General features: G+C 72.5%; 24 protein-coding genes. 20 read left to right on the top strand and 4 right to left on the bottom strand.

All coding sequences use genetic code 11. The features are described 5' to 3' along the window. Positions 1-114 precede the first annotated feature (114 nt). The 6 genes from EXE59_RS22410 to EXE59_RS22385 all read left to right on the top strand — a co-directional run bounded on the left by EXE59_RS22410 (position 115) and on the right by EXE59_RS22385 (position 8,103). Positions 115-1,524: a prenyltransferase/squalene oxidase repeat-containing protein gene (locus tag EXE59_RS22410; RefSeq protein ID WP_135840871.1), complete on the top strand. Its 1,410-nt coding sequence runs from the start codon at positions 115-117 to the stop codon at positions 1,522-1,524. Positions 1,525-1,831: 307 nt separating this feature from the next. After that, entirely contained in the window at positions 1,832-3,562 is a 1,731-nt protein-coding gene (locus EXE59_RS22405; protein ID WP_135840870.1) for a prenyltransferase/squalene oxidase repeat-containing protein, read from the top strand. 26 nt (positions 3,563-3,588) lie between these two features. Beyond that, on the top strand, positions 3,589-4,596 hold the full coding sequence (locus EXE59_RS22400; protein ID WP_135840869.1) for a hypothetical protein: 1,008 nt from the start codon (positions 3,589-3,591) through the stop codon (positions 4,594-4,596). Continuing rightward, positions 4,593-5,720, top strand: a complete 1,128-nt coding sequence (locus EXE59_RS22395; RefSeq protein WP_135840868.1) for an energy-coupling factor transporter transmembrane component T family protein — start codon at positions 4,593-4,595, stop codon at positions 5,718-5,720. Before EXE59_RS22400 ends, EXE59_RS22395 begins: the two co-directional genes overlap by 4 nt. Then, entirely contained in the window at positions 5,717-7,318 is a 1,602-nt protein-coding gene (locus tag EXE59_RS22390) for an ABC transporter ATP-binding protein (RefSeq protein ID WP_135840867.1), read from the top strand. The genes EXE59_RS22395 and EXE59_RS22390 overlap by 4 nt, the downstream gene beginning before the upstream one ends. Next, entirely contained in the window at positions 7,315-8,103 is a 789-nt protein-coding gene (locus EXE59_RS22385; protein WP_425464526.1) for an ECF transporter S component, read from the top strand. The genes EXE59_RS22390 and EXE59_RS22385 overlap by 4 nt, the downstream gene beginning before the upstream one ends. A gap of 4 nt (positions 8,104-8,107) precedes the next feature. Here the strand turns inward: EXE59_RS22385 and EXE59_RS22380 are convergent, their stop codons facing one another. The 3 genes from EXE59_RS22380 to EXE59_RS22370 are packed head-to-tail and all read right to left on the bottom strand — an operon-like array spanning position 8,108 to position 10,749. Beyond that, positions 8,108-9,250: a PQQ-dependent sugar dehydrogenase gene (locus EXE59_RS22380; protein WP_135840866.1), complete on the bottom strand. Its 1,143-nt coding sequence runs from the start codon at positions 9,248-9,250 to the stop codon at positions 8,108-8,110. Next, positions 9,247-10,158, bottom strand: a complete 912-nt coding sequence (locus EXE59_RS22375) for an EamA family transporter (RefSeq protein ID WP_135840865.1) — start codon at positions 10,156-10,158, stop codon at positions 9,247-9,249. The genes EXE59_RS22380 and EXE59_RS22375 overlap by 4 nt, the downstream gene beginning before the upstream one ends. A 9-nt stretch (positions 10,159-10,167) precedes the next feature. Beyond that, complete coding sequence (locus EXE59_RS22370; protein WP_135840864.1) at positions 10,168-10,749, bottom strand: PadR family transcriptional regulator; 582 nt, start codon at positions 10,747-10,749, stop codon at positions 10,168-10,170. Between the two features lie 65 nt (positions 10,750-10,814). Here EXE59_RS22370 and EXE59_RS22365 point away from each other — a divergent pair, with 65 nt between their 5' ends. From EXE59_RS22365 to EXE59_RS22325, 8 genes are all read left to right on the top strand, one after another. Beyond that, a complete protein-coding gene (locus tag EXE59_RS22365) occupies positions 10,815-11,915 on the top strand; it encodes a sialidase family protein (RefSeq protein WP_135840863.1) in 1,101 nt (366 codons plus the stop codon). Between the two features lie 9 nt (positions 11,916-11,924). Then, the gene (locus EXE59_RS22360) at positions 11,925-12,404 is read left to right on the top strand and encodes an SRPBCC family protein (RefSeq protein WP_135840862.1); all 480 of its coding nucleotides are present in this window, start codon (positions 11,925-11,927) and stop codon (positions 12,402-12,404) included. Between the two features lie 284 nt (positions 12,405-12,688). After that, positions 12,689-13,411: a helix-turn-helix domain-containing protein gene (locus EXE59_RS22350; protein WP_168218643.1), complete on the top strand. Its 723-nt coding sequence runs from the start codon at positions 12,689-12,691 to the stop codon at positions 13,409-13,411. 94 nt (positions 13,412-13,505) lie between these two features. Further along, positions 13,506-15,197, top strand: coding sequence for a dihydroxy-acid dehydratase (gene ilvD / locus EXE59_RS22345; protein ID WP_135840860.1), 1,692 nt, complete (start codon positions 13,506-13,508; stop codon positions 15,195-15,197). A gap of 50 nt (positions 15,198-15,247) precedes the next feature. After that, positions 15,248-16,453, top strand: a complete 1,206-nt coding sequence (kynU, locus tag EXE59_RS22340) for a kynureninase (RefSeq protein ID WP_246056994.1) — start codon at positions 15,248-15,250, stop codon at positions 16,451-16,453. Beyond that, the gene (locus tag EXE59_RS22335; protein WP_135840858.1) at positions 16,450-17,223 is read left to right on the top strand and encodes a GNAT family N-acetyltransferase; all 774 of its coding nucleotides are present in this window, start codon (positions 16,450-16,452) and stop codon (positions 17,221-17,223) included. The genes kynU and EXE59_RS22335 overlap by 4 nt, the downstream gene beginning before the upstream one ends. 1 nt (position 17,224) lies before the next feature. Continuing rightward, the gene (locus EXE59_RS22330) at positions 17,225-17,641 is read left to right on the top strand and encodes a VOC family protein (protein ID WP_135840857.1); all 417 of its coding nucleotides are present in this window, start codon (positions 17,225-17,227) and stop codon (positions 17,639-17,641) included. Continuing rightward, positions 17,638-18,081, top strand: a complete 444-nt coding sequence (locus EXE59_RS22325) for a deoxycytidylate deaminase (RefSeq protein WP_135840856.1) — start codon at positions 17,638-17,640, stop codon at positions 18,079-18,081. Before EXE59_RS22330 ends, EXE59_RS22325 begins: the two co-directional genes overlap by 4 nt. Here the strand turns inward: EXE59_RS22325 and EXE59_RS22320 are convergent. Continuing rightward, complete coding sequence (locus EXE59_RS22320) at positions 18,065-18,517, bottom strand: DUF6973 domain-containing protein (RefSeq protein WP_135840855.1); 453 nt, start codon at positions 18,515-18,517, stop codon at positions 18,065-18,067. The genes EXE59_RS22325 and EXE59_RS22320 overlap by 17 nt on opposite strands. A gap of 25 nt (positions 18,518-18,542) precedes the next feature. Here EXE59_RS22320 and EXE59_RS22315 point away from each other — a divergent pair, with 25 nt between their 5' ends. The 6 genes from EXE59_RS22315 (at position 18,543) to EXE59_RS22290 (ending at position 25,499) form a co-directional block, all read left to right on the top strand. After that, entirely contained in the window at positions 18,543-19,559 is a 1,017-nt protein-coding gene (locus EXE59_RS22315) for a S66 family peptidase (protein WP_135840854.1), read from the top strand. A 49-nt stretch (positions 19,560-19,608) separates the two neighbouring features. Then, the gene (locus EXE59_RS22310; protein WP_135840853.1) at positions 19,609-20,298 is read left to right on the top strand and encodes a 4a-hydroxytetrahydrobiopterin dehydratase; all 690 of its coding nucleotides are present in this window, start codon (positions 19,609-19,611) and stop codon (positions 20,296-20,298) included. A 241-nt stretch (positions 20,299-20,539) separates the two neighbouring features. Beyond that, positions 20,540-22,297 (top strand): acetolactate synthase large subunit, encoded by a 1,758-nt coding sequence (locus EXE59_RS22305; protein WP_135840852.1) that lies wholly within the window; start codon positions 20,540-20,542, stop codon positions 22,295-22,297. Further along, positions 22,297-22,848, top strand: coding sequence for an acetolactate synthase small subunit (ilvN, locus tag EXE59_RS22300; RefSeq protein WP_135840851.1), 552 nt, complete (start codon positions 22,297-22,299; stop codon positions 22,846-22,848). The genes EXE59_RS22305 and ilvN overlap by 1 nt, the downstream gene beginning before the upstream one ends. A 31-nt stretch (positions 22,849-22,879) precedes the next feature. Beyond that, the gene (ilvC, locus tag EXE59_RS22295) at positions 22,880-23,908 is read left to right on the top strand and encodes a ketol-acid reductoisomerase (protein ID WP_281280334.1); all 1,029 of its coding nucleotides are present in this window, start codon (positions 22,880-22,882) and stop codon (positions 23,906-23,908) included. A 91-nt stretch (positions 23,909-23,999) separates the two neighbouring features. Beyond that, entirely contained in the window at positions 24,000-25,499 is a 1,500-nt protein-coding gene (locus tag EXE59_RS22290) for a purine-cytosine permease family protein (protein ID WP_135840850.1), read from the top strand. The last annotated feature ends 34 nt before the right edge of the window (positions 25,500-25,533 follow it).

Below are 25,533 nucleotides of genomic sequence, written 5' to 3'. Positions count from 1 at the left end.
TTAGGCTGCTCGCGCGTCACATTGGTCACATCACCAACCAACGCTCGCACCATCGGGGGAACAGGTCGGCCGCGGCATGCGGTCGTGACCGTCCCGGCGAGCGGGAAGGAAGTCATGCACCATCGCATTCGACCCATCCGTACGGCCGCCGTCGCCCTGTCGACCGCGGCGCTCGGGGTCGGCGTGCTCGCCGCTCCGCCCGCCTCCGCGGAGCCGTCGCCCGCGCTGCGCGCGGCCAAGGCCGCGGCCGCCACCGACAGCACGCCCTCCACGATCGCGGCGGAGTGGATCTCCGACGAGCTCACCAACGGCCTGATGATGGGCACCTCCGGCCCCGACTTCGGGCTCACCATCGACACCGGCATGGCCGTGTCGACCGTCGCTCGCCAAGGTGCGACGGTGACGGCGATCAACAACGCCCTGGAGCCCCGCATCGCCGACTACGTCGGTGACGGGACCAAGGAGAGCTACGCCGGCCCGCTGGCCAAGGCAGCCGCCTTCGCCCGCACGGCCAAGAAGAACCCGACCAGCTACGGCGGTGTCAACCTGATCACCCGCCTCGAGGAGCGCACGGCCAACGTGCCGGCCGACCCGGCGGCCGAGCCGCAGGCCGCCGCCATCGCGGGCCGGATCTTCGACAAGTCCGAGTTCGGCAACTACGCCAACGTGGTGGGCCAGTCCTACGCCGTGCGCGCGCTGTCGCTGGCCAACTCCGCCGAGGCGGGTGCGGCGCGCGACTTCCTGCTCAAGCAGCAGTGCGCGTCGGGTGCGTTCCGGCTCAACTTCGACAAGGCCGACGTGCCCAGCCAGGCATGCACCGACGGCGTCGCCGGCAGCGAGGCAGACCCGGACGCCACCGCGCTCGCGGTGATCAACCTGGTCGAGTCGGGCGACAAGAGCGCGGCCGTGACGACCGCCCTCGCCAAGGCCGGCGCCTGGCTGGACGCGCGCCAGCGCCGCAGTGGCGCGATCCGCAGCGCGGGGCAGGGGGCGCAGATCAACACCAACACGACCGCCGTCGGCGGCTACGCGATGGGCCTGCTGAAGAACCGCGACGCGGCCCTCAAGGCGGCGCTCTGGGTCCGCAGGAACCAGCCGGTCGACAAGTACCGCTGCCGCACCGCGCTGACCAAGGACACCGGTGCGGTGGCCTTCCGCCCGGACCGGGTCACCGCGTCCAAGACCAGCGGCATCCCCGCCGACGGCCGTGACGAGTGGCGCCGTGCCACCGCGCAGGCGATCCTGGGCCTGCAGTTCGCCCCCGCCAGCAAGGACAAGCTCCGCATCGTGTCGGTGCGCAAGGAGGCCCGCGCCGGTGACCGCGTCCAGTTCCGCCTCTACGGCCTCGCGCCGAGCGAGAGCGCCTGCATGCAGGTCAAGGGCGACTTCGTGCGCGTGAAGGGCAAGAAGTCCGGAGACAAGATCGTCCGCAAGCTCCAGCTGCCGACGGGCAACCAGCGCCGCGTCGGACTGGTGAAGACCTCGGACGACGAGGCACGTACGTCGATCCGCGTGCGCAACTGACCCACCAGCTCCACCAGCCACACACCACTCCGGCCCGGCGTCCCGAGACGCCGGGCCGGAGTGCGTCCGGGGGTGCGGGAGGGTTACGCTTCGCAGGCCGCACCCGCCCGGGTCGGCACCACACACGCCCGAGCTGGGGAAAGCCGGTCCAACACCGGCGCTGACCCGCAACCGTGGGCACGGGAGCGATCCCGTGCGAGCCGGAACACCCACCTCGACGCGTCTTGATCACCATCGCTGTCGAGGAATGCAGCGAGGCGGACCGGCACGTGCCGATTCCCTCGCTGTCGCGGCGAGGGAGGAAATCATGAAGCTCACCCCAGGGTTGGCCTCCGCCACGGTCGCCGTCACCCTCACCGCGACCCTCACCGCGACCCTCGTCAACGCCGCTCCTGCCACCGCGGCGGCCGGGCAGTCGGCAGGCGAGCGCGCCGTGTCCGCCGGCGCCACCTGGCTGCAGGACCAGCTCACCGGCGGCGTGCTGCACAACGAGGAGTACGACTTCGACGACCTCGGCCTGTCCGCCGACATCGCCTTCGCCCTCGACGTCGTCGGCGGCCACGAGGCCGCGGTCACCCAGGTCGTCGACGCCATCGAGCCTGACGTGGAGAAGTGGGTCGCCGGCTTCCCCTCCAGCCGTGTCTACGCCGGCAGCGTGGCCAAGATGGTCGCCGTCGTGCAGGCGGCTGACCGGAACCCGGAGTCCTACAACGGGACCGACCAGGTCGATCGCCTCGAGGGACTGGTGTCCTCCGAGGCGCCTGTGACCGGCCGACTCCAGGACGCCGGAGTCGACCCGGCCGACCCCTTCGACGCTGACTTCGTCAACGTGATCTCTCAGTCCTTCGCCGTGCGTGCCCTCACGCACGCCGGCTCACCACGAGCGGGCGATGCCACCGCCTTCCTGCTCGAGCAGCAGTGCAACGCCGGCTTCTTCCGCGCCGCCCTCACCGTGGACAAGACCGCCACGGACCAGGGCTGCGACCCCCAGACCGACACGGGCGAGGTCGACACGACCGCGCTCGCCGTCATCAACATCCTCGGGACCCCCGAGGCCTCGACCACGGCCAGGGGCGCCGCCCACCTGGCAGCGAGCTGGCTGCGGTCCCAGCAGGCTGCCGACGGGTCGTTCAGCGCCGGCGCCCTCGGCATCAACTCCAACACCACCGGACTGGCCGGCTGGGCACTCGCCGTGGCCGGCCACGACGGCGCCGCGACGAAGGCCGCCGCGTGGCTCCGCGGAGTCCAGGTCGCCGACCTCGCACCGTGCGCGAGCGTGCTGTCGGCCGACAACGGCGCGGTCGCCTACAAGCCCGCCGACCTGACGACCGCCCGCACCGCGGGATCGTTCTCCGTGCCGCTCCGCGAGCTGGCGCGCCGGGCGACCGCGCAGGCACTCCCGGCGCTGGCCCACGTCCCGGCCGGCAGCGAGGTCAGCCTGTCGGCTCCGGCCACCGCCGTCGAGAAGAGCACGGTCACGGTCAGCGTCGCCGGCCTGGGCGCCGGCGAGCCCGCCTGCGTCAGCCTCGGGGGTCGGGCCACGCCGGTGACCGGCACCGGCTCGGTCGTGCCCGTCACGTTCACGTTGCCCGCCGGCGCTCTGGCGCACACGTTCCGGGTCACGACGCTCACCGGGTCTGCCACCGCCACCACCGCGACCACCGCTGCGACGGCCACGCCGGTCGCGCCGGTCGCGCCCTCCCCGGTCGTCGGCGACCTGGCAGTCGCGAAGGTCGAGAAGGTCGGCCGCAACGACCGCTTCAAGGTCGCCGTCGCCTGCGACGGCGTTGTGGCCTGCGCCGGCAAGCTGAAGGTCCGCACGGCCGGCAAGGTCGAGCGCGCCGACGGCACCCTGGCCAGGCTGGTCGTGGCGAAGTCGGCGTACTCGGTCGAGCCCGGCAGGACCGCCAGGGTCACGCTCCGGCTCACCAAGCCCGCGCGTGCCGTCCTCGGGAAGAAGCGGATGCGTGTCGTGGCCACGCAGACCGTGCGCGGTGCCGAGCCCGTGACCACGAAGTTCTGGCTGCGTCGAAAGTGATGACGATGGGAGCCGGGGCTCGGCGGGTGGCCGCGTCCGTGGCCGCCGGCCTCGTCGGTGCCGCCGTGGTGCTCGGCCTCGGGCCGACCACGGTCCTGCCCGCCGCCGGAGCGGCCACCTGCACCTCCGGCGGCGGCGTCAGCGTGGTCGTCGACTACCGCGAGCTCGGCGGCCCAGCGTTCACCGCCTGCGCCGCCGACGGCGGAGGCAAGAGCGCCACGGCGATCGTCGCGTCGGTGGGCGTGAGCCTCGACTACGCCCAGCGCCAGCCCGGGTTCGTGTGTCGCGTCAACGGCGTCCCTGCAAGCGACCCCTGCGTCAACACCTCGCCCCCCGACGCGTACTGGGGCCTGTGGTGGTCCGACGGGACGTCGGGATCGTGGACCTACTCGTCGTACAGCTCGGGCTCCCTGACGGTCCCGGCCGGCGGCTCGGTCGGCTGGGCGTGGAAGCAGGGCAGCGGCAACGCCGTACCTCCCGGCGTCGCCCCGCCGGTCGCGACCCCTGCGCCGTCGTCGTCGCCGTCCTCCGCGCCGACCAGTTCTCCGTCCTCCTCTCCGTCCTCCTCTCCGTCCTCCTCTCCCTCGAGCGGCGGTGGGTCCGGTGGCGGGCCGCGCGGTGGCTCCCCGTCGAGCCCGTCCCCCTCGAGCGACGACAGCCCCGAGTCGTCGTCCCCGTCGTCGAGCCCCTCGGCGTCGGCCTCCGGCACCCCGTCCGAGTCGCCCCTTGCCAGTGAGTCTCCTGGAGACTCAAGGTCCCCGGCCGGCTCGGGCGGGCGCAACAAGAAGGGGTCCGACGACCGTGAGTCTCCTGGAGACTCACCGGCAAGCGACCCGGACGACCCCGCCGCGGAGACCCGTGAGTCTCCTGGAGACTCAACGGCAAGCGACGTCCCGGCCGCCGGTCAGCCGGCCGCCGACGGACCGACGAAGGTCCCGGCGGCCGTGACCTGGGGAGCCCTCGGCCTGCTGGGCGCAGCCGTCGCGGTGAGCGCACTCGTGGCCCGTCGTCGGCGGGAGCCCGGCGCGTCGTGACCGACTCGGCGACGACTCGTCCCGGGACGACCCGTCCCGGCCTGGCACGTGACCTGCACCCTCTGGCCTGGTGGGCCTGGGCGGTCGGTCTGGCCACCGCTGCGTCGCTCACCACCAACCCGCTGCTGCTCGTGCTGGTGATGGGGTCCGCGACGCTGGTCGTCATGGCTCGCCGGTCGGGCCACCCGTTCGGCCGCTCGTTCCGGCTCTACGCACTCCTCGCGGCCGTCACGGTCGTGCTGCGGGTGGTGTTCCGCATCCTGTTCGGCGGGCAGCAGGTCGGCCACGTGCTCGTCGACCTCCCGGAGATCCCGCTGCCTGCGTGGGCGGCCGGGGTCCGGCTGCTCGGCCCGGTGACCAGCGAGGCGCTGCTGGCCGGGCTGTACGACGGGCTGCGGCTGGCTGCGGTGATCCTCTGCGTCGGCGCCGCCAACTCGCTCGCGAACCCCAAGCGCCTGCTCGCCTCGGTGCCGCCGGCGCTCTACGAGATCGGCACCGCGCTCGTGGTGGCCGTGACGATCTTCCCCCAGCTGGCCGACAGCGCGCGCCGCGTGCGCGCCGCTCAGGCGCTGAGGGGCGGGACCACGACAGGGGCCGGCCGGCTGCGTCGGTTCCTCGTCCCCGTCCTCGAGGACGCGCTCGAGCGGTCCCTGGCGCTCGCCGCGGGCATGGACACCCGCGGCTACGGCCGCTCCGGCGGTGCGTCGACCCGCGAACGGTGGGTGACCGGGTCGCTGCTGCTCCTCGCCCTCACCGGCATCTGCGTCGGCACGTACGCCTGGCTCGACCCCACCGCGCCCCGCGTCCTGGCGCTCCCGATGCTGGGCGCGGGCGTGGTCGTCGCGGTGGTCGGCCTGCTCAGCGCGGGACGTCGCGTGCCGCGCACCCGCTACCGCCCCGACCCGTGGCGCGGGCCCGAGCTGCTCACCACGGGCGTGGGCGTGCTCGTCGCGGTGCTGGGCTGGTACCTCGCCCACACCCAGGTCGTCGTCGCCCACCCCGGCGTCGACGTCGTCCCGTACCTCTCGCCGCTGGCGCTGCTGCTCGGCGTGATCGGCACCCTGCCTGCATTCGCGACGCCGGTCCCGGCGAGCGCCCCGGTCCGCCGGGAGGCGATCGCATGATCGAGCTGCGCGGGATCGGCTTCCACTACGACGAGCAGGTCGTGCTCGACCGGGTCGACCTCACCCTCGACGAGGGGGAGCTGGTGCTCGTGTCCGGCCGTACGGGCGTGGGCAAGTCGACGCTCCTCGGCGTGGTCACCGGCCTCGTGCCCCGGTTCACCGGCGGCGTGCTGACCGGCGACGTGCTGCTCGAGGGGCGGAGCATCGTCGCGCAGCCGCCGCGCGAGCGCGCCCACCTGGTCGGCTACGTGAGCCAGGACCCGCTGGCGGGGTTCGTCGCCGACACCGTCGAGGAGGAGCTCGCCTACGGGATGGAGCAGCTGGGCACCGCGCCCGAGACCATGCGGCGGCGCGTGGAGGAGACCCTCGACCTGCTCGGGATCGCCGACCTGCGTGCGCGGGACCTGCGCACGCTCTCCGGCGGCCAGCAGCAGCGGGTCGCGATCGGTGCCGTGCTCACCACCCACCCGCGGGTGCTGGTGCTCGACGAGCCGACCTCGGCGCTCGACCCGACGGCCGCGGAGGATGTCCTGGCGACGATCACGCGCCTCGTGCACGACCTGGGCCTGACCGTCCTGCTCGCCGAGCACCGACTGGAGCGGGTGGTGCCGTTCGCCGACCGGATCTGCCTGGTCACGGGCGAGGGCGGCGTACGGGTCGGCGACCCGAGGTCGGTGCTCGCCGACTCGCCCGTCGCGCCTCCGCTGGTCGAGCTCGGTCGGCTCGCCGGGTGGCAGCCCCTCCCGCTCACGGTGCGCGACGCCCGCCGCCACGCCCGTACGCTCCCGGACCTGCCCGCCCCCGGGCCGGTCGAGGCGGCCGGCGCGCCCGGCCCGCAGGCGGTGATGGTGGCCCGCGGGGTCACGGTCGTGCGCGGGCGACACGTCGCCGTCCGGGGCGTCGACCTGACCCTGTCGCGCGGCCGCACGACCGTGCTGATGGGACGCAACGGCTCGGGGAAGTCGAGCCTGATCTGGGCGCTCCAGGGCTCCGGGCGGCGCCGCTCCGGCTCGATCGAGGTCGCCGGGAGCGATCCCGCGGAGCTCGCACCCGCCCAGCGGCGTATGCACGTCGGCCTGGTCCCGCAGACCGCGGCCGACCTGCTCTACCTCGAGACGGTCGCCGACGAGTGCGCCGCGGCCGACGTCGGGGCCGAGGTCGACACCGGCACCTGCCGCGGCCTCCTCGGCCGCCTCGCCCCGGGCATCGAGGACGGCCTCCACCCGCGCGACCTCTCCGAGGGCCAGCGCCTGGCACTCGCGCTGTCGGTCGTGCTCACCGCGCGGCCCCCGGTGGTGCTCCTCGACGAGCCGACCCGCGGCCTGGACTACGCCGGCAAGGCGGAGCTGGCGCGGATCGTCGCCGACCTGACCGCCGACGGCCACGCGGTCCTGCTCGCCACGCACGACGTCGAGTTCGCCGCGCACGTCGCGGACGAGGTCGTCGTGATGGCCGAGGGCGAGGTCGTCTCCAGCGGACCTCCCCGTCGTGTGCTGGCGGAGTCGCCGGCCTTCGCACCGCAGGTCACCAAGGTGCTCGGCGCGCCGTGGCTGGTCGTCGAGGAAGTCGCGGCGGCACTGGACGGAGCCACCCGGTGAACGTCGCCCTCCCCATCGGCCCGCGGACCGCCGCGGTGCTCGTCCTGGCGTCGGCGGCCGGGCTGATGATGCTGTGCTGGCCGTTGCTGCTCGAGGCGCAGCCGGGCCAGCGGGTGGACCCGCCCTTCGTCTTCCTGGCGCTGCTCCCGCTCGTGATGGTCGTCGTCCTGGCCGAGATGGGCGAGGGCGGCATGGACTCGCGGGTCCTGGCCGTCCTCGGCGTGCTGTCCGCGATCAACGCGGTGATGCGCGGCCTCGGCGCGGGCACGGCCGGCATCGAGCTGGTGTTCTTCCTGCTGGTCCTGGGCGGCCGCGTGTTCGGGGCCGGCTTCGGCTTCGCGCTCGGCTGCACGTCATTGTTCGCCTCGGCCCTCCTCGCGGCGGGCGTCGGGCCGTGGCTGCCCTTCCAGATGATCTGCGCGGCGTGGGTGGGGATGGGCGCGGGGCTGCTGCCGCGCCGGGTCGGCGGTCGGGCGGAGATCGCGATGCTGGCCGCCTACGCGGTCGTCGCCTCCTACCTCTACGGCCTGCTGATGAACCTCAGCTCGTGGCCGTTCGCGCTCGGCATCGTGGTGCCCGGCCACGAGGGCTCACTGGCGTACGTCGCCGGCGCGCCGGTGCTCGAGAACGCGCACCGCTTCCTCGTCTACACGTTGCTGACCTCGACCGGCGGCTGGGACACGGGACGCGCGATCACCACCGCCGTCGCGATCGTCGTCCTCGGCCCGGCGATCCTCACCACCCTGCGTCGCGCGGCCCGGCGCGCGGTCGTACGTCCGGGCTGAGGGCTCAGGGCCGGACCCGGATGATCCGGTCGTCGTCCGGGGTGGGGGTGCCGCGGCCGTCCCGGTTCGAGGTGGTCAGCCAGAGCAGGCTGTCCGGCGCCGCGGCCACCGTGCGCAGCCGGCCGTACTCCTCGGTGAAGTACGCCTGCGGTCGGGTCGCCCCACCGTCGGCCGAGACCCGGATCCGCCACAGCCGCTGGCCGCGGAGGCCGGCCATCCAGAGGTGTCCGCCTGCGTACGCCAGCCCGCTCGGCGAGGCCTGCTCGACAGGCCACACGAGCTGGGGGTCGACGAAGTCCGGGCCGCCGCCCGTGCCCTCGACGCGGGGCCAGCCGTAGTTGCCGCCCTTCTCGATGAGGTTGAGCTCGTCCCAAGCGGAGTCGCCGAACTCGGAGGCCCACAGCCGGCCCTCGTCGTCCCACGCCAGGCCCTGGACGTTGCGGTGGCCGAGCGACCAGACGGGGGAGCCGGGGTCGGGGTTGCCGGGAGCGGGCTCGCCGTCGGCGGTGATCCGCAGGATCTTCCCGGCCAGGCTGGCGGGGTCCTGGGCCAGCTCGGGGTTCCCCGTCTCGCCGGTGGTCACGTAGAGGTGGCCGTCAGGGCCGAACGCGATGCGTCCGCCGTCGTGGATGAAGCCCGCCGGGATGCCGTCGAGGACGACGCTGCTCGCGCCGAGCCGCGAACCCTCGAGCCGGGCCCTGAGCACCCGGTTGTCGGAGCCCGTGGTGAGGTAGAAGAACAGTGTCCGGTCGGTGGCGAAGTCGGGGGACACGGCGGTGCCGAGCAGTCCGGCCTCGCCCTGGGGGACCGCCGCGGTGATCGCGCCGAGGACGCTGACGCGGCCGTCGGGGGGGACGCGCAGGACGCGGCCGGAGATGCGCTCGGTGACCACGGCCGCGCCGTCGGGGAGGAAGTCGACGCCCCACGGCACCTCGAGGCGCTCGGCGAGGACGTCGACCACTTCCGGGTCGCGGGCGCCCGTGGGCGGGTCGGGTGTCGTCTCGCTGGGTGTCGGCTGGCTGGGCAGGTCGGTCGGCTGGGTGACCCGCGGGATCGGTTCCGCGGAGTCGCTCGCGCAGCCGGAGACGGCCAGCGTGAGGGCGAGCGATCCGAGCGCCGCGCGCCATCTCCCGTCGACCCTGCTCATGTCGCCAGTGTGCCGGGTGCGGTCGAACGCTCGTCGTCGTGGTGGCCGGGCGCCTCCCCGGGCCCCGCCCCCGACCGGGTCGCCCCGATCGATGCCACCACGACGCACGCGATGGCGAGCCACTGCACCGGCGACAGGTGCTCCTGGAGCACGACGATCGCGGCCAGTGCCGCCGCGGCCGGCTCGAGGCTCATCAGGATCCCGAAGACCGCGGGCCGCAGGCTGCGCAGCGCCACGAGCTCGCAGCTGTAGGGGATGACCGAGCTGAGCAGGCCGACGAGCGCGCCGATGAGGAGGATGCGGCCGTCCCAGAGCGACGTACCGGCCGTCAGCAGCGCCGGCAGCGTCATCGCGAAGGCGGCGACGATGCTCGCAACCGCGAGTCCGTCGAACCCGTCCCAGCGCCGTCCGGTGCTCGCGCTGAGCAGGATGTACGCCGCCCAGGCCGCACCGGCAAGCAGGGCGTACAGCACGCCGGCGGGGTCGAGCCCGGTGCGCTGGAACCCGAGGAACGCGACGCCGACGCCCGCGAGCAGCACCCACAGCAGGTCCCGCACGCGTCGCGACCCCAGGACTGCCAGCGTGAGTGGGCCGATGAACTCGATGGTCACCGCGATGCCCAGCGGGATGCGGGAGAAGGACTGGTAGATGGCCCAGTTCATGGTGGCCAGGCTGGTGCCGAAGCCGAGGACGACCAGCCAGTCCTGTCGGGTCCGGCCGCGCATGCGTGGTTGGACGACGGCACCCAGGACGATGGCGCTGGTGGCCAGGCGCAGCCAGACCATCGCGGTGGGGGAGATCTCGCCGAAGAGCCCCTTGGCGATCGCGGCCCCGACCTGGACCGAGAGGATGCCGCCGAGGACCAGGCCGACGGGGCCCAGCAGGTCCCTGCGGGCTCGAGTGGTCACCGCGTCAGCCTATTCAGACGCGCGCTCAGTCTCGTCGCCGGTCTCGTCAAGGCTCTCGAGGGCGCGCCGGGCGTGGCGCGCCTCCGCCGCGAAGTAGTCGAGGCCCCAGTCCGCGACCAGCGACGGGAACCGGAAGGGCTCACCGCGTCCGTCCGCACCACGCAACGACTCGCGGACCTCGCCGAGGTCGTGCAGGGCAGCGTCGAGCTCGCGGAGGTAGTCGTGCAGCATCCGCCGCGACTGCTCGGGCTCCGTCGCATGGCCGACGAGCAGGCGGAGCAGGACGGGGTGCTTGAGGACCGGGAAGCCCGCCGGGGTGTCGTCCATCCAGCGCTTCAGGGCGTCCTGCCCGGCCGGGGTGATGGCGTACGACGTCACGTCACGTCCGCCGTCGGAGCGGGAGTCGGCCCGTACGAGGCCATGCTCGGCCAAGCGGCGCAGCTCCGTGTAGATCTGGCTCATCGCGGGCGACACCCAGTAGAAGCGGAGGGTGACGTCGGCGCGCTGCTTGATCTCGTACCCCGTCAGCTCGTCGCCGAACGTGAGGAGGCCGAGGATCGCGTAGCCCGTGACCGGGATGTCTTGACTCATCTCCCACCGAGAGTAGTGTTCCTAATCGGAATAGTCTCGTACCTCGAGCGCCAGGAGGCCCACGGATGTCGCGCACGCTGCTCATGGTCGGAACCCGCAAGGGCATGTGGCTCGGGACCTCCGACGAGGCCCGCTCGTCGTGGGAGTGGACCGGGCCGCACTTCCCGATGGAGGAGGTCTACTCCGTCATGATCGACACCCGCGGCACGGCACCTCGCCTGCTTGCCGGAGCGTCGTCGAGCTGGCTCGGCCCGCAGGTCTGGCGTTCGGACGACCTCGGTGCCACGTGGGACGAGACCCCCAACGGCGCGGTCCGCTTCCCCGAGGACACCGGCGCCACGCTCGCGCGGGTCTGGCAGCTGCAGCCCGGACCCTCGGCCGACGGCGACGACGACGTGGTGTGGGCCGGCACCGAGCCCGGCGCCGTCTTCCGTTCGACCGACCGGGGCGAGACCTTCTCGCTCGTGCGTGGGCTGTGGGACCACCCGCACCGGGAGGAGTGGAACGAGGGGTTCGGCGGCCAGGCGTTCCACACGGTCCTGCCGCACCCGTCGGACCCCTCGCGCGTGCTCGCGGCGCTCTCGACCGGCGGGGTGTACGTCACCAGCGACGGTGGGGAGTCCTGGTCGCCGTCGAACACCGGTGTGAAGGCCGAGTTCTTCCCGGGGGAGCGCAACTACCCCGAGTTCGGCCAGTGCGTGCACAAGGTGGCCCGTGACGCCGTCGACCCCGAACGTCTCTACCTGCAGAACCACGGTGGGGTCTACCGCTCCGATGACGGCGGGGCGTCCTGGCAGGACATCGCCCCCGGCCTCCCGACGGAGTTCGGCTTCGCCATGGTCGCCCATCCGCACCGCGCCGACACGGCGTACAACTTCCCGATCACCGGAGCCGAGGCCCGCTGGCCCGTGGACGGCAAGGCCCGGGTCTACCGCACGACTGACGCCGGATCCTCGTGGGAGCCCCTCGGCGAGGGGGCGCTCCCGGACGGCTACTTCACGGCGGTCATGCGCGACGCGATGTGCGTCGACGACCACGACGAGGCCGGCCTGTACTTCGGCGGTCGCAACGGCGGTGTCTGGGCGTCGCCGGACGAGGGTGCGACCTGGCGTGAGATCCACAAGGACCTGCCGGACGTGCTCGTCGTCCGGGCGGCCACGATCTAGGGTCGCGGGATGGCCGACTTCTCTCTCTCCCGCAGCACCCGCATCCACGCGGACGCAGGCTCCGTTCACGCACTGATCGACGACTTCCGGGAGTGGCGCAAGTGGTCGCCCTGGGAGGGCGTCGATCCCGACCTCACCCGCGAGTACTCAGGCCCGGACCACGGGGTCGGGTCGACGTACCACTGGTCTGGCAACAGGAAGGCCGGTGAGGGCGAGATGCGGATCACCGCGTCCACACCGGCCGCCGTCGTGGTCGACCTGGAGTTCCTGAAGCCATTCAAGGCCACCAACATCACGACCTTCACCCTCGCTGCCTTCGGCGACGCCGCCGACGTCACCGAGGTCACCTGGACGATGACCGGCTCGCGCAGCGCCGTCATGTCCCTCGCCGGCAGGCTCTTCTTCGACAAGGCCATCGGCGGCGACTTCGAGAAGGGCCTCGCTGCGCTCAAGCAGGAAGCCGAGCGGTCGGCCGGCCAGCCCCGCTGACGGCACCCTTGCCAGTGAGTCTCTGGGCGACTCAGGGTCGCTGAGCCCATCTCGTGTCGGCGCCCTTGCCGGTGAGTCTCTGGGCGACTCACGGGCAAGGGGCCGGGTCGGGGCGCTGGCGTGTGCCCCGGGGTGGCCGGGAAGTGTCCACAGGGTGGGTGCTGGCGGGCTGGGTGGGGGTGGTTGTGGATGACGGGGTGCGGGGTGTCGGTCGTGGGGCGTGGGATGGCTCTGAGGCGGCCCCGGGTGGCGGGGCCCCCGGGGGCAGGAGAGGGTGATCGAGGGTGCGCGAGACGAGTGGGGCCGAGCCGGCCCGGGAGCCGGCCGGGGAACCGGTCCACGAGCCGGAGGCGGGTCCGGTGCTGGAGCCGGTGCTGGAGCCGGTGCTGGGTCCGGTGGTGGAGCCGGCGTGGGATGCGATGGTGAACTGGTCCGAGGCCGAGCGGGAGTGGTGGTTCATGGGCCCGTTCGCGGGTCAGGTGCCGGGGCTGGTGCGTCGGATCAGGCGGATCCTGGACGTGTCGCAGCGGGGGCTGGCGGGCTTGTTGGGGGTCTCGCAGTCGGTGGTGGCGCGGTGGGAGACGGGTCGGACGAGTCCGCGGGTGGCGGTGGTGCAGCAGATGTTGCAGCTGGCCGGGCTGCGGGTGGGCTTCACGGATGCGGAGACCGGGCAGCAGGTGGTGCCGATGCGTGCGGATGGGGCGCGTACGCATGCGGGGAGCCGGTTCCCTGCGCATGTGGACCTGCGGGCGCGGGGCTGGTGGCTGCCGCGGCGGTTGCGGGCGATGACCTCGATCGAGGCGTGGCAGTGGCTGGATCGTTCGCGAGCGGCGAGGGACCCGGCGATCGGGTTCTGCCTCCAGCCGCACGACAAGCGCCGTGAGCGGGAGCGGTGGGGGGTTCCGGACGACCATCCGGCGGTGCACCAGTTCGCCGCCGAGGTCGAGTGGCGCGAGGAACAGCTCGAACGACGACGCCAGGAGATCAAGCGCCGCCGCGCCGGCTGACCGCCTGGCCGGCCGACCCACCGACCGGCTCGACGCGCGGCGAGCGGGTGAGACGCAGGGGTCCGCCCGGTGCAGCGGCCACTAGCCTGACGCCATGACCCACGCAGCCGACGGACCCGACATCAAGCCCCGCAGCCGCGACGTCACCGACGGTCTCGAGAAGGCGGCCGCGCGGGGCATGCTCCGAGCCGTCGGCATGGGCGACGACGACTGGGAGAAGCCGCAGATCGGCGTCGCGTCCAGCTGGAACGAGATCACCCCGTGCAACCTCTCCCTCGATCGGCTCGCGAAGGCCGTGAAGAACGGCGTGCACGCGGCCGGCGGGTTCCCGCTGGAGTTCGGCACGATCTCCGTCTCGGACGGCATCTCCATGGGCCACGAGGGCATGCACTTCTCGCTGGTCAGCCGGGAGGTGATCGCCGACTCGGTGGAGACCGTGATGATGGCGGAGCGGCTCGACGGGTCGGTGCTGCTCGCCGGCTGTGACAAGTCGCTGCCCGGCATGCTCATGGCCGCGGCCCGCCTCGACCTCGCGAGCGTCTTCCTCTACGCGGGCACGATCATGCCCGGCCAGGTCGACGGCAAGGACGTCACGATCATCGACGCCTTCGAGGCCGTCGGAGCCTGCCTGGCTGGCAAGATCACGCGCGAGAAGGTCGACGAGATCGAGCGGGCGATCTGTCCCGGCGAAGGCGCCTGCGGTGGGGCGTACACCGCCAACACGATGGCCAGCGTGGCCGAGGCGCTCGGCATGTCGCTGCCCGGATCGTCCTCCCCGCCTGCGGTGGACCGTCGCCGCGACGGCTTCGCCCACAAGTCGGGCGAGGCGGTCGTCGAGATGCTGCGCCAAGGCATCACGGCGCGCCAGATCATGACCCGGCCCGCCTTCGAGAACGCCATCACGATGGCGATGGCCCTCGGTGGGTCGACCAACGCCGTCCTGCACCTGCTCGCAATCGCCCGGGAGGCCGAGGTCGACCTCACCCTCGACGACTTCACCCGCATCGGCCGGAAGGTCCCCCACCTGGCGGACATGAAGCCGTTCGGCCGGTTCGTGTGGACCGACTTCGACCGGGTGGGCGGCATCCCGGTGCTGCTGCGGGCGCTCCTCGACGCCGGGCACCTGCATGGCGACGTGCTGACCTGCACGGGCAGGACGATGGCCGAGAACCTGGCCGCCCTCGACCCCAAGCCACTCGACGGCGAGATCCTGCGCCAGCTCGACCGGCCGATCCACGCCACGGGCGGGCTCACGATCCTCAAGGGCTCACTGGCCCCCGACGGCGCGGTCGTCAAGAGCGCGGGGTTCGACGACTCGACCTTCACCGGCACCGCCCGCGTCTTCGACGGCGAGCGCAAGGCCCTCGACGCCCTGGGGGACGGCGCGATCCAGGCAGGCGACGTCGTGGTGATCCGCTACGAGGGCCCGAAGGGCGGCCCGGGCATGCGGGAGATGCTGGCCATCACCGGCGCGATCAAGGGTGCCGGCCTCGGCAAGGACGTCCTGCTCATCACCGACGGGCGCTTCTCCGGAGGCACGACCGGGCTCTGCGTGGGCCACATCGCTCCCGAGGCGAGCGACGCGGGACCGATCGCGTTCGTCCGCGACGGCGACCAGATCACGCTCGACGTGGCCAACATGACCCTCGACCTCCACGTCGACGAGGCCGAGCTGGCCTCGCGCGCCGAGGGCTGGGAGCCGCTGCCGCCCAAGTACACGCGCGGGGTGCTCGGCAAGTACCGCAAGGTCGTGCAGTCGGCGGCCCACGGCGCCGTCTGCTACTGAGCACGCCGGTCCGGGTCGGGCGGGGACGGAGCGACGGATAGGTTGCCGTGGTGACCACTGCAGCACAGCTCGACGCCGCCGACCCGCTCGCCCGGTTCCGGGACCGGTTCGTCGGCGCCGACACCGACCTCGTCTACTTCGACGGCAACTCGCTGGGCCGTCCCGTCGCCGCCGCCGCCGACCGTCTGGGCGAGTTCGTCCGGCAGGACTGGGGCGGCCGGCTGATCCGGGGCTGGGACGAGAGCTGGATGGAGCTCCCGACGCGTCTCGGCGACGACCTCGGCCGGATCGCCCTCGGCGCCGCAGCCGGCCAGAGCGCCGTCGGCGACTCGACCACGGTCTGGCTCTACAAGCTGATGCGCGCCGCGGTCGACCATGCCGTACGCACCGATCCGCGCCGCACCGAGATCGTGATCGACACCGACAACTTCCCGACCGACCGTTACGTCGCCGAGGGAGTCGCCGCCGAGCGCGGCCTCACCCTGCGGTGGATCGAGGTCGACACGTCCGCGGGCGTGACCGCCGCGCAGCTCGCCGAGGCCGTCGGCGAGCGTACGGCGCTGGTGGTGCTCAACCACGTCGCGTACCGGTCGGCGTGGCTGGCCGACCTCCCGGAGCTCACCCGTGTCGCGCACGCCGCGGGCGCGCTCGTGCTCTGGGACCTCTGCCACTCCGCCGGCGCCGTGCCGGTCGCGTTGGACGAGTCGGACGTCGACCTGGCCGTCGGCTGCACCTACAAGTACCTCAACGGCGGCCCCGGCTCGCCGGCGTTCGGCTACGTCAACGCCCGTCTGCAGGATGAGCTCACCCAGCCGATCCAGGGCTGGATGGGCCACGCCGACCCCTTCCTGATGGGGCCCGGCTACACGCCCGCGCCGGGCATGCGGAGGTTCACCTCCGGCACACCGCCGATCCTCGGCATGGTCGCGATGCAGAGCATGCTGGAGCTCGTCGAGGAGGCGGGCATCGACGCGATCCGTGCCAAGTCGGTCGCGCTGACGTCGTACGCCGTCGAGCTCGCCGACGCGACGCTGCCGGAGGTCACCCTCGCCTCACCCCGCGACCCGGCGATCCGCGGCGGCCACGTGACCCTCCGCCACGACCGCATGCGCGAGGTCACCGCTCGGCTCTGGGAGCGCGACGTGATCCCCGACTACCGCGACCCCGGCGGCCTGCGGATCGGGCTCTCGCCGTTGTCCACCTCCTTCGACGAGGTCGAGCGCGGCATCGCGGCCGTCGCGGAGGCGCTGCGATGACCGGACCGGTGGGGGTGCGGCTCTCGGCGACCCGGACCCGGACGACCAACGACCACGGCCAGCCGCTCGGACGACCCGTCGAGTGGACCGGGGCGACCGCGCCCGCGAAGGACGTGGTCCTCGAGGGGGCCGGCGTAGGCCTCGAGCCGATCGGACCCCAGCATGTCGAGGACCTGTTGTCCGCGCTGTGCCGCGAGGACGACGAGCCGATCTGGACCTACCTGTCGTGGGAGCGGCCACGCACCCGCGAGGAGATGGCGGCGATCGTCGAGGACGGCGCGGCCGACCCCGAACGGGTGATGTACGCGATCGTGGCGCGGGAGACCGGCCGCGCGGTCGGCTTCTGCTCGCTGATGCGCATCGACCCGGCGATGGGTTCGATCGAGGTCGGTCAGATCGCGTTCGGCCGCCAGCTCCAGCGCAGCCGTGCCGCGACCGAGGCGATGGCGCTGCTGGCGCGCCACGTCTTCGACGACCTCGGCCATCGCCGCTACGAGTGGAAGTGCGACAGCCTCAACGCTGCGTCGCGCCGGGCGGCGATCCGGCTCGGCTTCATCTGGGAGGGACGGTTCCGCCAGGCGCTCGTCTACAAGGGGCGCAACCGCGACACCGACTGGTTCTCGATCACCGACCGCGAGTGGCCGCGGGTCCGCGCGGCCCTCGACGCCTGGCTCGACGACAGCAACTTCGACTCCGCGGGCCGCCAGCGCGTACGCCTCGCTGCCCGCCCGCCCGCACCCGACCAGCACGCCGACCAGCAGGAGGCCTGAGATGGACCAGCGCGTCAGCTTCATCACCCTCGTCGTGAGCGACCTCGAGGCGAGCCGGAAGTTCTACGTCGAGGGGCTCGGCTGGGAGGCGGAGCTCGACGTGCCGGGGGAGGTGCTGATGTTCCGGGTCGCGGAGAAGGTCGTGCTGAGCCTCTGGGTCGAGACGGGGTTCACGGCGGAGGTCGGCCACGCACCTGCGCGCGGCGGCACGCCGCCCGTCACGCTGTCGCACAACCTCGCGACCACGCAGGGCGTCGACACCGTCCTCGAGCAGGCCCGCGCGGCGGGTGCCTCGGACGTCGGCGAGGCGAGCGAGCGCGACTGGGGCGGCTACTCCGGCTACTTCGCCGACCCGGACGGGTTCCGCTGGGAAGTCGCCTGCAACCCCGGTGAGATCGGGCAGTCCGTCCTCCCGTGAGCGAGACCCCCGCGGTCCCAGGCTGGGACGACTACTTCCTCGGCATCGCCGCCGCCGTCGCCGCGCGGGCCAAGTGCACCCGCCGCCGCGTCGGCGCGGTCCTCACCATCGACCACCGGATCATCGCCACCGGCTACAACGGCGCCGCTCCGGGGGAGGACGACTGCCTGGCCGGAGCGTGCCCGCGCGGCCAGCTCGGCTACGACGACGTCCCCGGCCTCGGCGACTACGACCGGCCGGGCACGCCGGGGTTCTGCATCGCGATCCACGCCGAGGTGAACGCGCTGCTCTTCGCGACCCGCGACACCAAGGGCGCCACCGCGTACATCACCGACCCGCCGTGCCCGGGGTGCCGCAAGGCGCTGGCGGCGGCCGGCGTCGTGCGGGCGGTCTGGCCCGGGGGCGAGCACGACCGCGCCGGCCTCACGACCTGGGCTTGACCCAGACCAGCTCGCCCGCCTCCCACATCGCCAGCGCCACGGGCACCAGGCTCGTCATCGCCTCGGACGGCGAGAGCGTCGCCAGGTCGTCCGCGTGCTCGGCGCCGTACGCCTGGCCGGCCGCGTTGTTGTGCTCGTCGACGCGCGAGTCGCGACGACGGGTGCTGCCCGCCTCCTGGGCCGCTGCGATCGAGCGTGCCGCGTCGACACCGAAGCGCGCGGTGAGCGCGGCCTGCCACATGAAGTGCCGCATGGCGTTGGAGCGCCCGGGGACGCCGCGGCCGTGGCCCGCGGCGGCGGACAGGGCCGCCTGCGAGATCCGGAGCACCTCGACCGCGCCGGAGGCGCCGAGGCCCGCCCGCGTGGCCGCTGCGTAGAGCCGCGGCACGCCGGTGCCCGCGTGGATCGCCTGCTGTACCACGTCACCGAAACCCATGGACACAGACTGTCAGAATCGGGTCATGGCTCCACCACTCCGTTTCCCGCGCCCCCTCCGTCCGGGTGACCGCATCGGTGTCACCTCGCCGTCCGCCGGGGCCTCGGGTGATGCCGCGACGCGGATCGAGTTCTGCGTCGCGTGGCTGCGCGAGCGGGGCTACGAGGTCGAGGTGGGGGAGTGCATGGACGGCACCGGCCTCACCTCCGCGCCGGCCGGGCAGCGGGCGGCCGAGCTGACCCGCATGCTCGCCGACCCCGACATCGCCTGCGTGGTGCCGCCGTGGGGCGGCGAGACCGCGATCGACCTGGTGGACCTGCTCGACTGGGACCTCCTCGCGGCGAGCGAGCCGACCTGGCTCGTGGGCTTCTCCGACCTCACGACCGTGATGGTGCCGATCACCACCCGGCTCGGCTGGGCCACCGTCCACGGCGACAACCTCGCGGACACGCCGTACGCCGTCCCCGACGGGCTGCTGCACTGGCTCGACCTCGTCGGTGGCGAGGGTCCGTTCGTGCAGCGGGACTCCGGACTGGTCACGGACTGGGTCCGCTTCGAGGAGGACCCGCGCGCGACCGAGTGGAGGCGCGCGGGGGAGGGGCGCTGGGAGGTGCTGGGCGGCGACAGTCTGGACGTGACCGGCCGACTCGTCGGCGGCTGCATCGAGACGGTCGCCCACCTCGCCGGCACCCCGTACGGCGACGTGCGGGCGTGGGCCGACGGGCTGGACGAGCCGACGGTCGTCTACGTCGAGGCGTGCGAGGACCACGCGGTCGACATCTGCCGCTGCCTGCACGGCATGCGCCTCGCCGGCTGGTTCGACCGGGCCGCGGCCGTGCTCGTGGGGCGGACGAACGCACCGGACCACCCGGACCTCACCCAGCGCGAAGCGGTCGTCGACGCGCTCGGGCGCCTGGACGTGCCGATCGTGTGGGACCTCGAGATCGGCCACGTGCCGCCGCACCTGCCGCTCGTCAACGGTGCGCTGGCGCGGGTCGTCGTCGACGGCGACACCCGCGAGATCACCCAGACGCTCGGCTGAGCCCGTCAGGGGGTGGTCGCTGTCGGTGGGTCGTGGCAGGGTCGGTCCCATGAGCGAACCGGACCCGAAGGCCAGGCTCAGCCACGACGACCTCCTCGAGGCCGGCCTCGACGACTGGCGCAAGGTGCTCAACCGGCTCCGCGCCCGCTTCCGCACCGGCGACTTCGCCACCGGTCTCGCGCTCGTCGACAGGATCGGCGCAGCGGCCGAGGAGGCTGACCACCACCCCGACATCTCGCTGACCTACCCCGAGGTCATCGTCACGCTGTCCAGCCACGACGTCGGCGGCATCACCAGTCGCGACGTCGACCTGGCCCGCCGGATCAGCGGCTTCGCCGCCGAGCTGGGCGCGTCGGCCGACGTCTCCGGCCTGACCCAGGTCGAGCCGGGGCTCGACACCGCGGACGGCTCGCGGCTGGCGCCGTTCTACGCCGCGCTGATCGGTGGCGAGGTGCAGGGCGGCGAGCCCGTCGACCCCAGCGGCCAGGTCTCCACGATGTGGTTCCAGGAGCCCGCTGCGAGCGCGGACGACGCCGGCCCGGTGCTCCCAGAGCAGGTCCCCGAGCAGCGCTGGCACCTCGACGTGTGGGTGCCGCACGACGAGGGGGAGCGGCGGTTGCGGGCGGTGCTCGACGCCGGCGGACGCCTGGTCAGCGACGCCGCCGCGCCGTCCTACTGGGTGGTCGAGGACGCCGACGGCAACCGCTCCTGCATCTGCACGCCGCTCGACCGCGGCTGACCCAGAGCAGCCACATTCCGAGACCGCTGTTCCACATCCTGGGACGAGTGTCACACTCGCTTGACGCCGGACCGCCCCGGCGACGACGGTTGTCGCATGCGCACCGAGATTCTTGTACGCACGCGACGCGTGAGCTGAGGCCCCCGGCCGAACGCACGCGCGTCACCCCTCGTCGCCCACCGGGCCGAGGGGCTTTTTTATGGGCTCAGTTGCTGGACAGCCAGACGCAGGAGAGAAGGACATGACGGAGCAGGGCGGACAGGGCAGCGGATCGGTCACGGGCGCGCAGAGCCTGGTGACGTCCCTCGAGGCGGCCGGCGTGACGGACATCTTCGGCATCCCGGGCGGCGCGATCCTCCCGGCGTACGACCCCCTCATGGACTCCACCAGGATCCGGCACATCCTGGTGCGCCACGAGCAGGGTGCCGGACACGCCGCGCAGGGGTACGCCGCGGCGACGGGACGCGTGGGCGTGTGCATGGCGACGTCGGGTCCGGGGGCGACCAACCTGGTCACGCCGCTGGCCGACGCCCACATGGACTCGGTGCCCATGGTGGCGGTGACCGGGCAGGTCGGCGCGTCGATGATCGGCACCGACGCCTTCCAGGAGGCCGACATCCGCGGCATCACCATGCCGGTCACCAAGCACAACTTCCTCGTCACCGACCCGGCCGACATCCCGCGCACGATCGCGGAGGCCTTCCACATCGCCTCGACCGGGCGCCCCGGTCCGGTCCTCGTCGACGTCGCCAAGTCGGCCCTTCAGGCGCAGACCACGTACGCCTGGCCGAGCGAGCTCCACCTGCCCGGCTACCGCCCCGTCACGACGCCGCACGCCAAGCAGATCAAGGAGGCCGTGCGCCTGATCCGGGAGGCGAGGCGGCCGGTCCTCTACGTCGGCGGCGGCGTGATCCGCGCCCGCGCCCACCGTGAGCTCGCCCAGCTGGCCGCGCTGACGGGCATCCCGGTCGTCACCACCTTGATGGCCCGCGGCGCGTTCCCCGACAGCAATGCCCAGCACCTCGGCATGCCGGGCATGCACGGCACCGTCGCTGCGGTCGCCGGGCTGCAGAAGAGCGACCTCATCATCAGCCTCGGTGCGCGCTTCGACGACCGGGTGACCGGCAACCTCGACTCGTTCGCGCCCGGCGCGCTCGTGATCCACGCCGACATCGACCCGGCCGAGATCGGCAAGAACCGGCACGCAGACGTGCCGATCGTCGGCGACTGCAAGGAGGTCATCGCGCAGCTCGTCGCGCGCCTGCAGGCCGAGGGCGCGGACGGCGACTACGAGGCGTGGATCGCCTTCCTGGCGGGCGTCAAGAAGCAGTACGCGCTCGGCTACGACGCGCCGACCGACGGCTCGCTCGCCCCGCAGTACGTCCTCGAGCGGCTCAGCGACATCGCCGGCCCCGACTCGATCTACGTCGCTGGCGTCGGCCAGCACCAGATGTGGGCCGCCCAGTTCGTGGGCTACGAGAGGCCCAACACGTGGATCAACTCCGGTGGCCTCGGGACGATGGGCTTCGCCGTCCCCGCCGCGATGGGTGCCAAGGTCGGCAAGCCCGACAGCACCGTGTGGGCGGTCGACGGTGACGGCTGCTTCCAGATGACCAACCAGGAGCTGGCCACCTGCGCGATCAACGACATCCCGATCAAGGTCGCGATCATCAACAACGAGTCGCTCGGCATGGTGCGGCAGTGGCAGACGCTGTTCTACAACGAGCGCTACTCCAACACCGACCTGCACTCCAAGCGCATCCCCGACTTCGTCAAGCTCGCCGACGCCTACGGCTGTGTCGGCCTGGCGTGCGAGTCGCCGAGCGACGTGGACGCCACGATCGAGAAGGCGATGGCGATCGACGACCAGCCGGTCGTGGTGGACTTCCGCGTCCACCGCGACGCGATGGTCTGGCCGATGGTGGCCGCCGGCACCAGCAACGACGAGATCAAGTACGCCCGGGACCTGGCGCCCCAGTTCGACGAGGACGACATCTGATGAGCAGCAACAAGCACACCCTGTCCGTGCTGGTCGAGAACAAGCCGGGCGTCCTGGCCCGGATCGCCAGCCTGTTCTCCCGGCGCGGGTTCAACATCGACAGCCTCGCGGTCGGGCCGACCGAGCACCCGGAGATCTCCCGGATGACGATCGTGGTCAACGTGGACGAGTCCCCGCTCGAGCAGGTCACCAAGCAGCTCAACAAGCTGGTCGAGGTGATCAAGATCGTCGAGCTCGACGGTCCCGGCTCGGTCAACCGCGAGCTGCTGCTGGTGAAGGTCCGTGCGGACGCCGCCACCCGCGGTGCCGTGCTCGACGCGGTGCAGCTCTTCCGCGCCAAGGTGGTCGACGTGGCCCCCGACGCCGTCACCGTCCAGGCCGTCGGCAACTCCGACAAGCTCGCCGACCTGCTGCGGGTGCTCGAGCCGTTCGGCATCCGCGAGCTCGTGCAGTCCGGCATGGTCGCGATCGGCCGGGGCTCGCGCTCCATCAGCGAGCGCCCGCAGCGCTCGGTCGCCGTACCCGCCCCCCTTTCAGCAATCGCCAACTGACCCCAGAGAAACAACCGAAGGAGAGCCCCCAGTGGCTGAGATGTTCTACGACGACGACGCCGACCTGAGCCTGATCCAGGGCAAGAACGTCGCGGTGATCGGCTACGGCAGCCAGGGTCACGCCCACGCGCTGTCCCTGCGCGACTCCGGCGTCGACGTCCGCATCGGCCTGCAGCCCGGCTCCAAGAGCCGCGACAAGGCCGAGGCCGAGGGCCTGCGCGTCCTCACGCCCCGCGAGGCGGCGGAGGAGTCCGACCTGATCGTGATCCTCGCCCCCGACCAGCACCAGCGCAAGCTCTACGCCGAGGAGATCGAGCCCGCGCTGACCCCGGGCGACACCCTGGTCTTCGGCCACGGCTTCAACATCCGCTTCGGCTACATCACCCCGCCCGAGGGCGTCGACGTCTTCATGGTCGCCCCCAAGGGCCCCGGCCACCTCGTGCGCCGCGAGTACGTCGACGGCCGTGGCGTCCCGGTGCTCGTCGCTGTCGAGAAGGACGCCTCCGGCGACGCCTGGCCGCTCGCCCTGTCGTACGCCAAGGCCATCGGCGGGCTGCGTGCCGGCGGCATCAAGACCACCTTCACCGAGGAGACCGAGACCGACCTGTTCGGCGAGCAGGCCGTCCTGTGCGGTGGCGCCTCGCAGCTGGTGATGTACGGCTTCGAGACCCTCATCGAGGCCGGCTACCAGCCCGAGGTCGCCTACTTCGAGTGCCTCCACGAGCTGAAGCTGATCGTCGACCTGATGTACGAGGGCGGCATCGCCAAGCAGCGCTGGTCGGTGTCGGACACCGCCGAGTTCGGCGACTACGTCTCCGGCCCGCGCGTGATCACGCCCGACGTGAAGAAGAACATGCAGGACGTGCTCGCCGACATCACCAGCGGTGCGTTCGCCGAGCGCTTCATCACCGACATGGACAACGGCTCGCCGGAGTTCACCGAGTTCCGCAAGAAGGGTGAGTCGCACCCGATCGAGCAGACCGGTCGCGAGCTGCGCAAGCTCATGGCCTGGGTGAAGTCCCACGACACCGACTACGTCGAGGGCACCGCCGCCCGCTGACGCGACACCGCGCGCACCCGTCGTACGGCGCGCCGGGCAGGAGACCTCCTGCCCGGCGCGCCGTGCTCGTTCCCGGGCCTACGATTCCTCCATGGGCACCACAACGACCAATGGCACGGGCCTCGACCAGACCCGTCGCCTCGGCGTCGAGACCACTGGCATCGAGATCATCGAGGAGTCCGAGCGGACCGCGCGCCCGCGCGACCTGTTCTGGCCGTGGTTCGCGGCCAACGTCTCGGTCTTCGGCATCAGCTACGGATCGTTCGTGCTGGGATTCGGCATCTCGTTCGTGCAGGCCCTGGTCGTCACGGTGGTCGGCGTCGTCATCTCCTTCGCGCTGTGCGGGGTCATCGCGATCGCGGGCAAGCGCGGCTCGGCGCCCACCATGATCCTGAGCCGGGCGGCGTTCGGCGTGCAGGGGCAGAAGCTGCCCGGGGTCGTCTCGTGGCTGGTCTCGATCGGCTGGGAGACCTTCCTCGCGATCCTCGCCGTGCTCGCCACGGCCACGATCTTCGACCAGCTCGGCTGGTCCGCGGGCACGACCACCCAGGTGTTCGCCACCGTCGTCGTCGCCGCGCTCATCGTGTCGGCGAGCGTCGCCGGCTACCACGTCATCATGCGGATGCAGTCGGTGCTGACGTGGCTGACCGGCATCGCCACGATCGTCTACGTCGCCCTGACGCTCGACGAGATCGACTGGTCGGCCGTGCAGGCCGTCCCCGCCGGCAGCACCCAGCAGATGGTCGGGGCGCTCGTGATGGTGATGACCGGCTTCGGGCTCGGCTGGATCAACATCGCGGCCGACTGGTCGCGCTACCAGCACCGCGATGCGAAGGGCTCCGCGATCGTCGGGTGGAACACCTTCGGCGGAGCGGTCGCGCCGGTCCTGCTGGTGGTGTTCGGCCTGCTGCTCGCCGCCTCGTCCGGCGACCTCAGCGCGAGCATCGCCGCCGACCCCATCGGCACCCTCGGCACGCTGCTGCCGACGTGGTTCCTCGTGCCGTTCCTGCTGGCGGCGATCCTCGCCCTCGTCAGCGGGGCCGTGCTGGGCATCTACTCCTCGGGACTGACGCTGCTCTCCCTCGGCGTACGGGTCCCGCGGCCCGTCGCCGCCTTCATCGACGGGGTGATCCTCACCTGCGGCACCGTGTGGGTGGTCTTCTTCGCCGAGGACTTCCTCGGCCCGTTCCAGAGCTTCCTGATCACGCTCGGCGTGCCGCTGGCCGCCTGGGCGGGGATCATGATCGCCGACATCGCGCTGCGCCGCCGCGACTACGACGACGAGGCGCTCTTCGACAGCCGTGGTCGCTACCGCGCCGTCGACTGGACCTCGGTCGCCACGATGGTCGGTGCCTCGGTCGTCGGCTGGGGCCTGGTGGTCAACAACTTCGCCGTCGACGCCGCGTGGAACAACTGGCAGGGCTACTTCCTCGGGCCCCTCGGCCTCGGGACCTACGTCGACGACCCGGCCGGGCCCTACTGGGACGGCAACTGGCCCTACGCCAACCTCGGCGTGCTGCTCGCCCTGGTCCTGGGGTTCGTGGTGACGTACGTCGCCCGCCGGGGCACGGTGCGCCGGCAGGAGGCCTGACGCGGGAACACGCGGGTCCGGCCGCGTGTTGGGC

The organism is Nocardioides eburneiflavus (genome assembly GCF_004785795.1).
GTDB lineage: Bacteria > Actinomycetota > Actinomycetes > Propionibacteriales > Nocardioidaceae > Nocardioides > Nocardioides eburneiflavus.
Note: the sequence above shows the minus strand (reverse complement) of the source record. Positions and strands in the feature narration are given on the sequence as shown.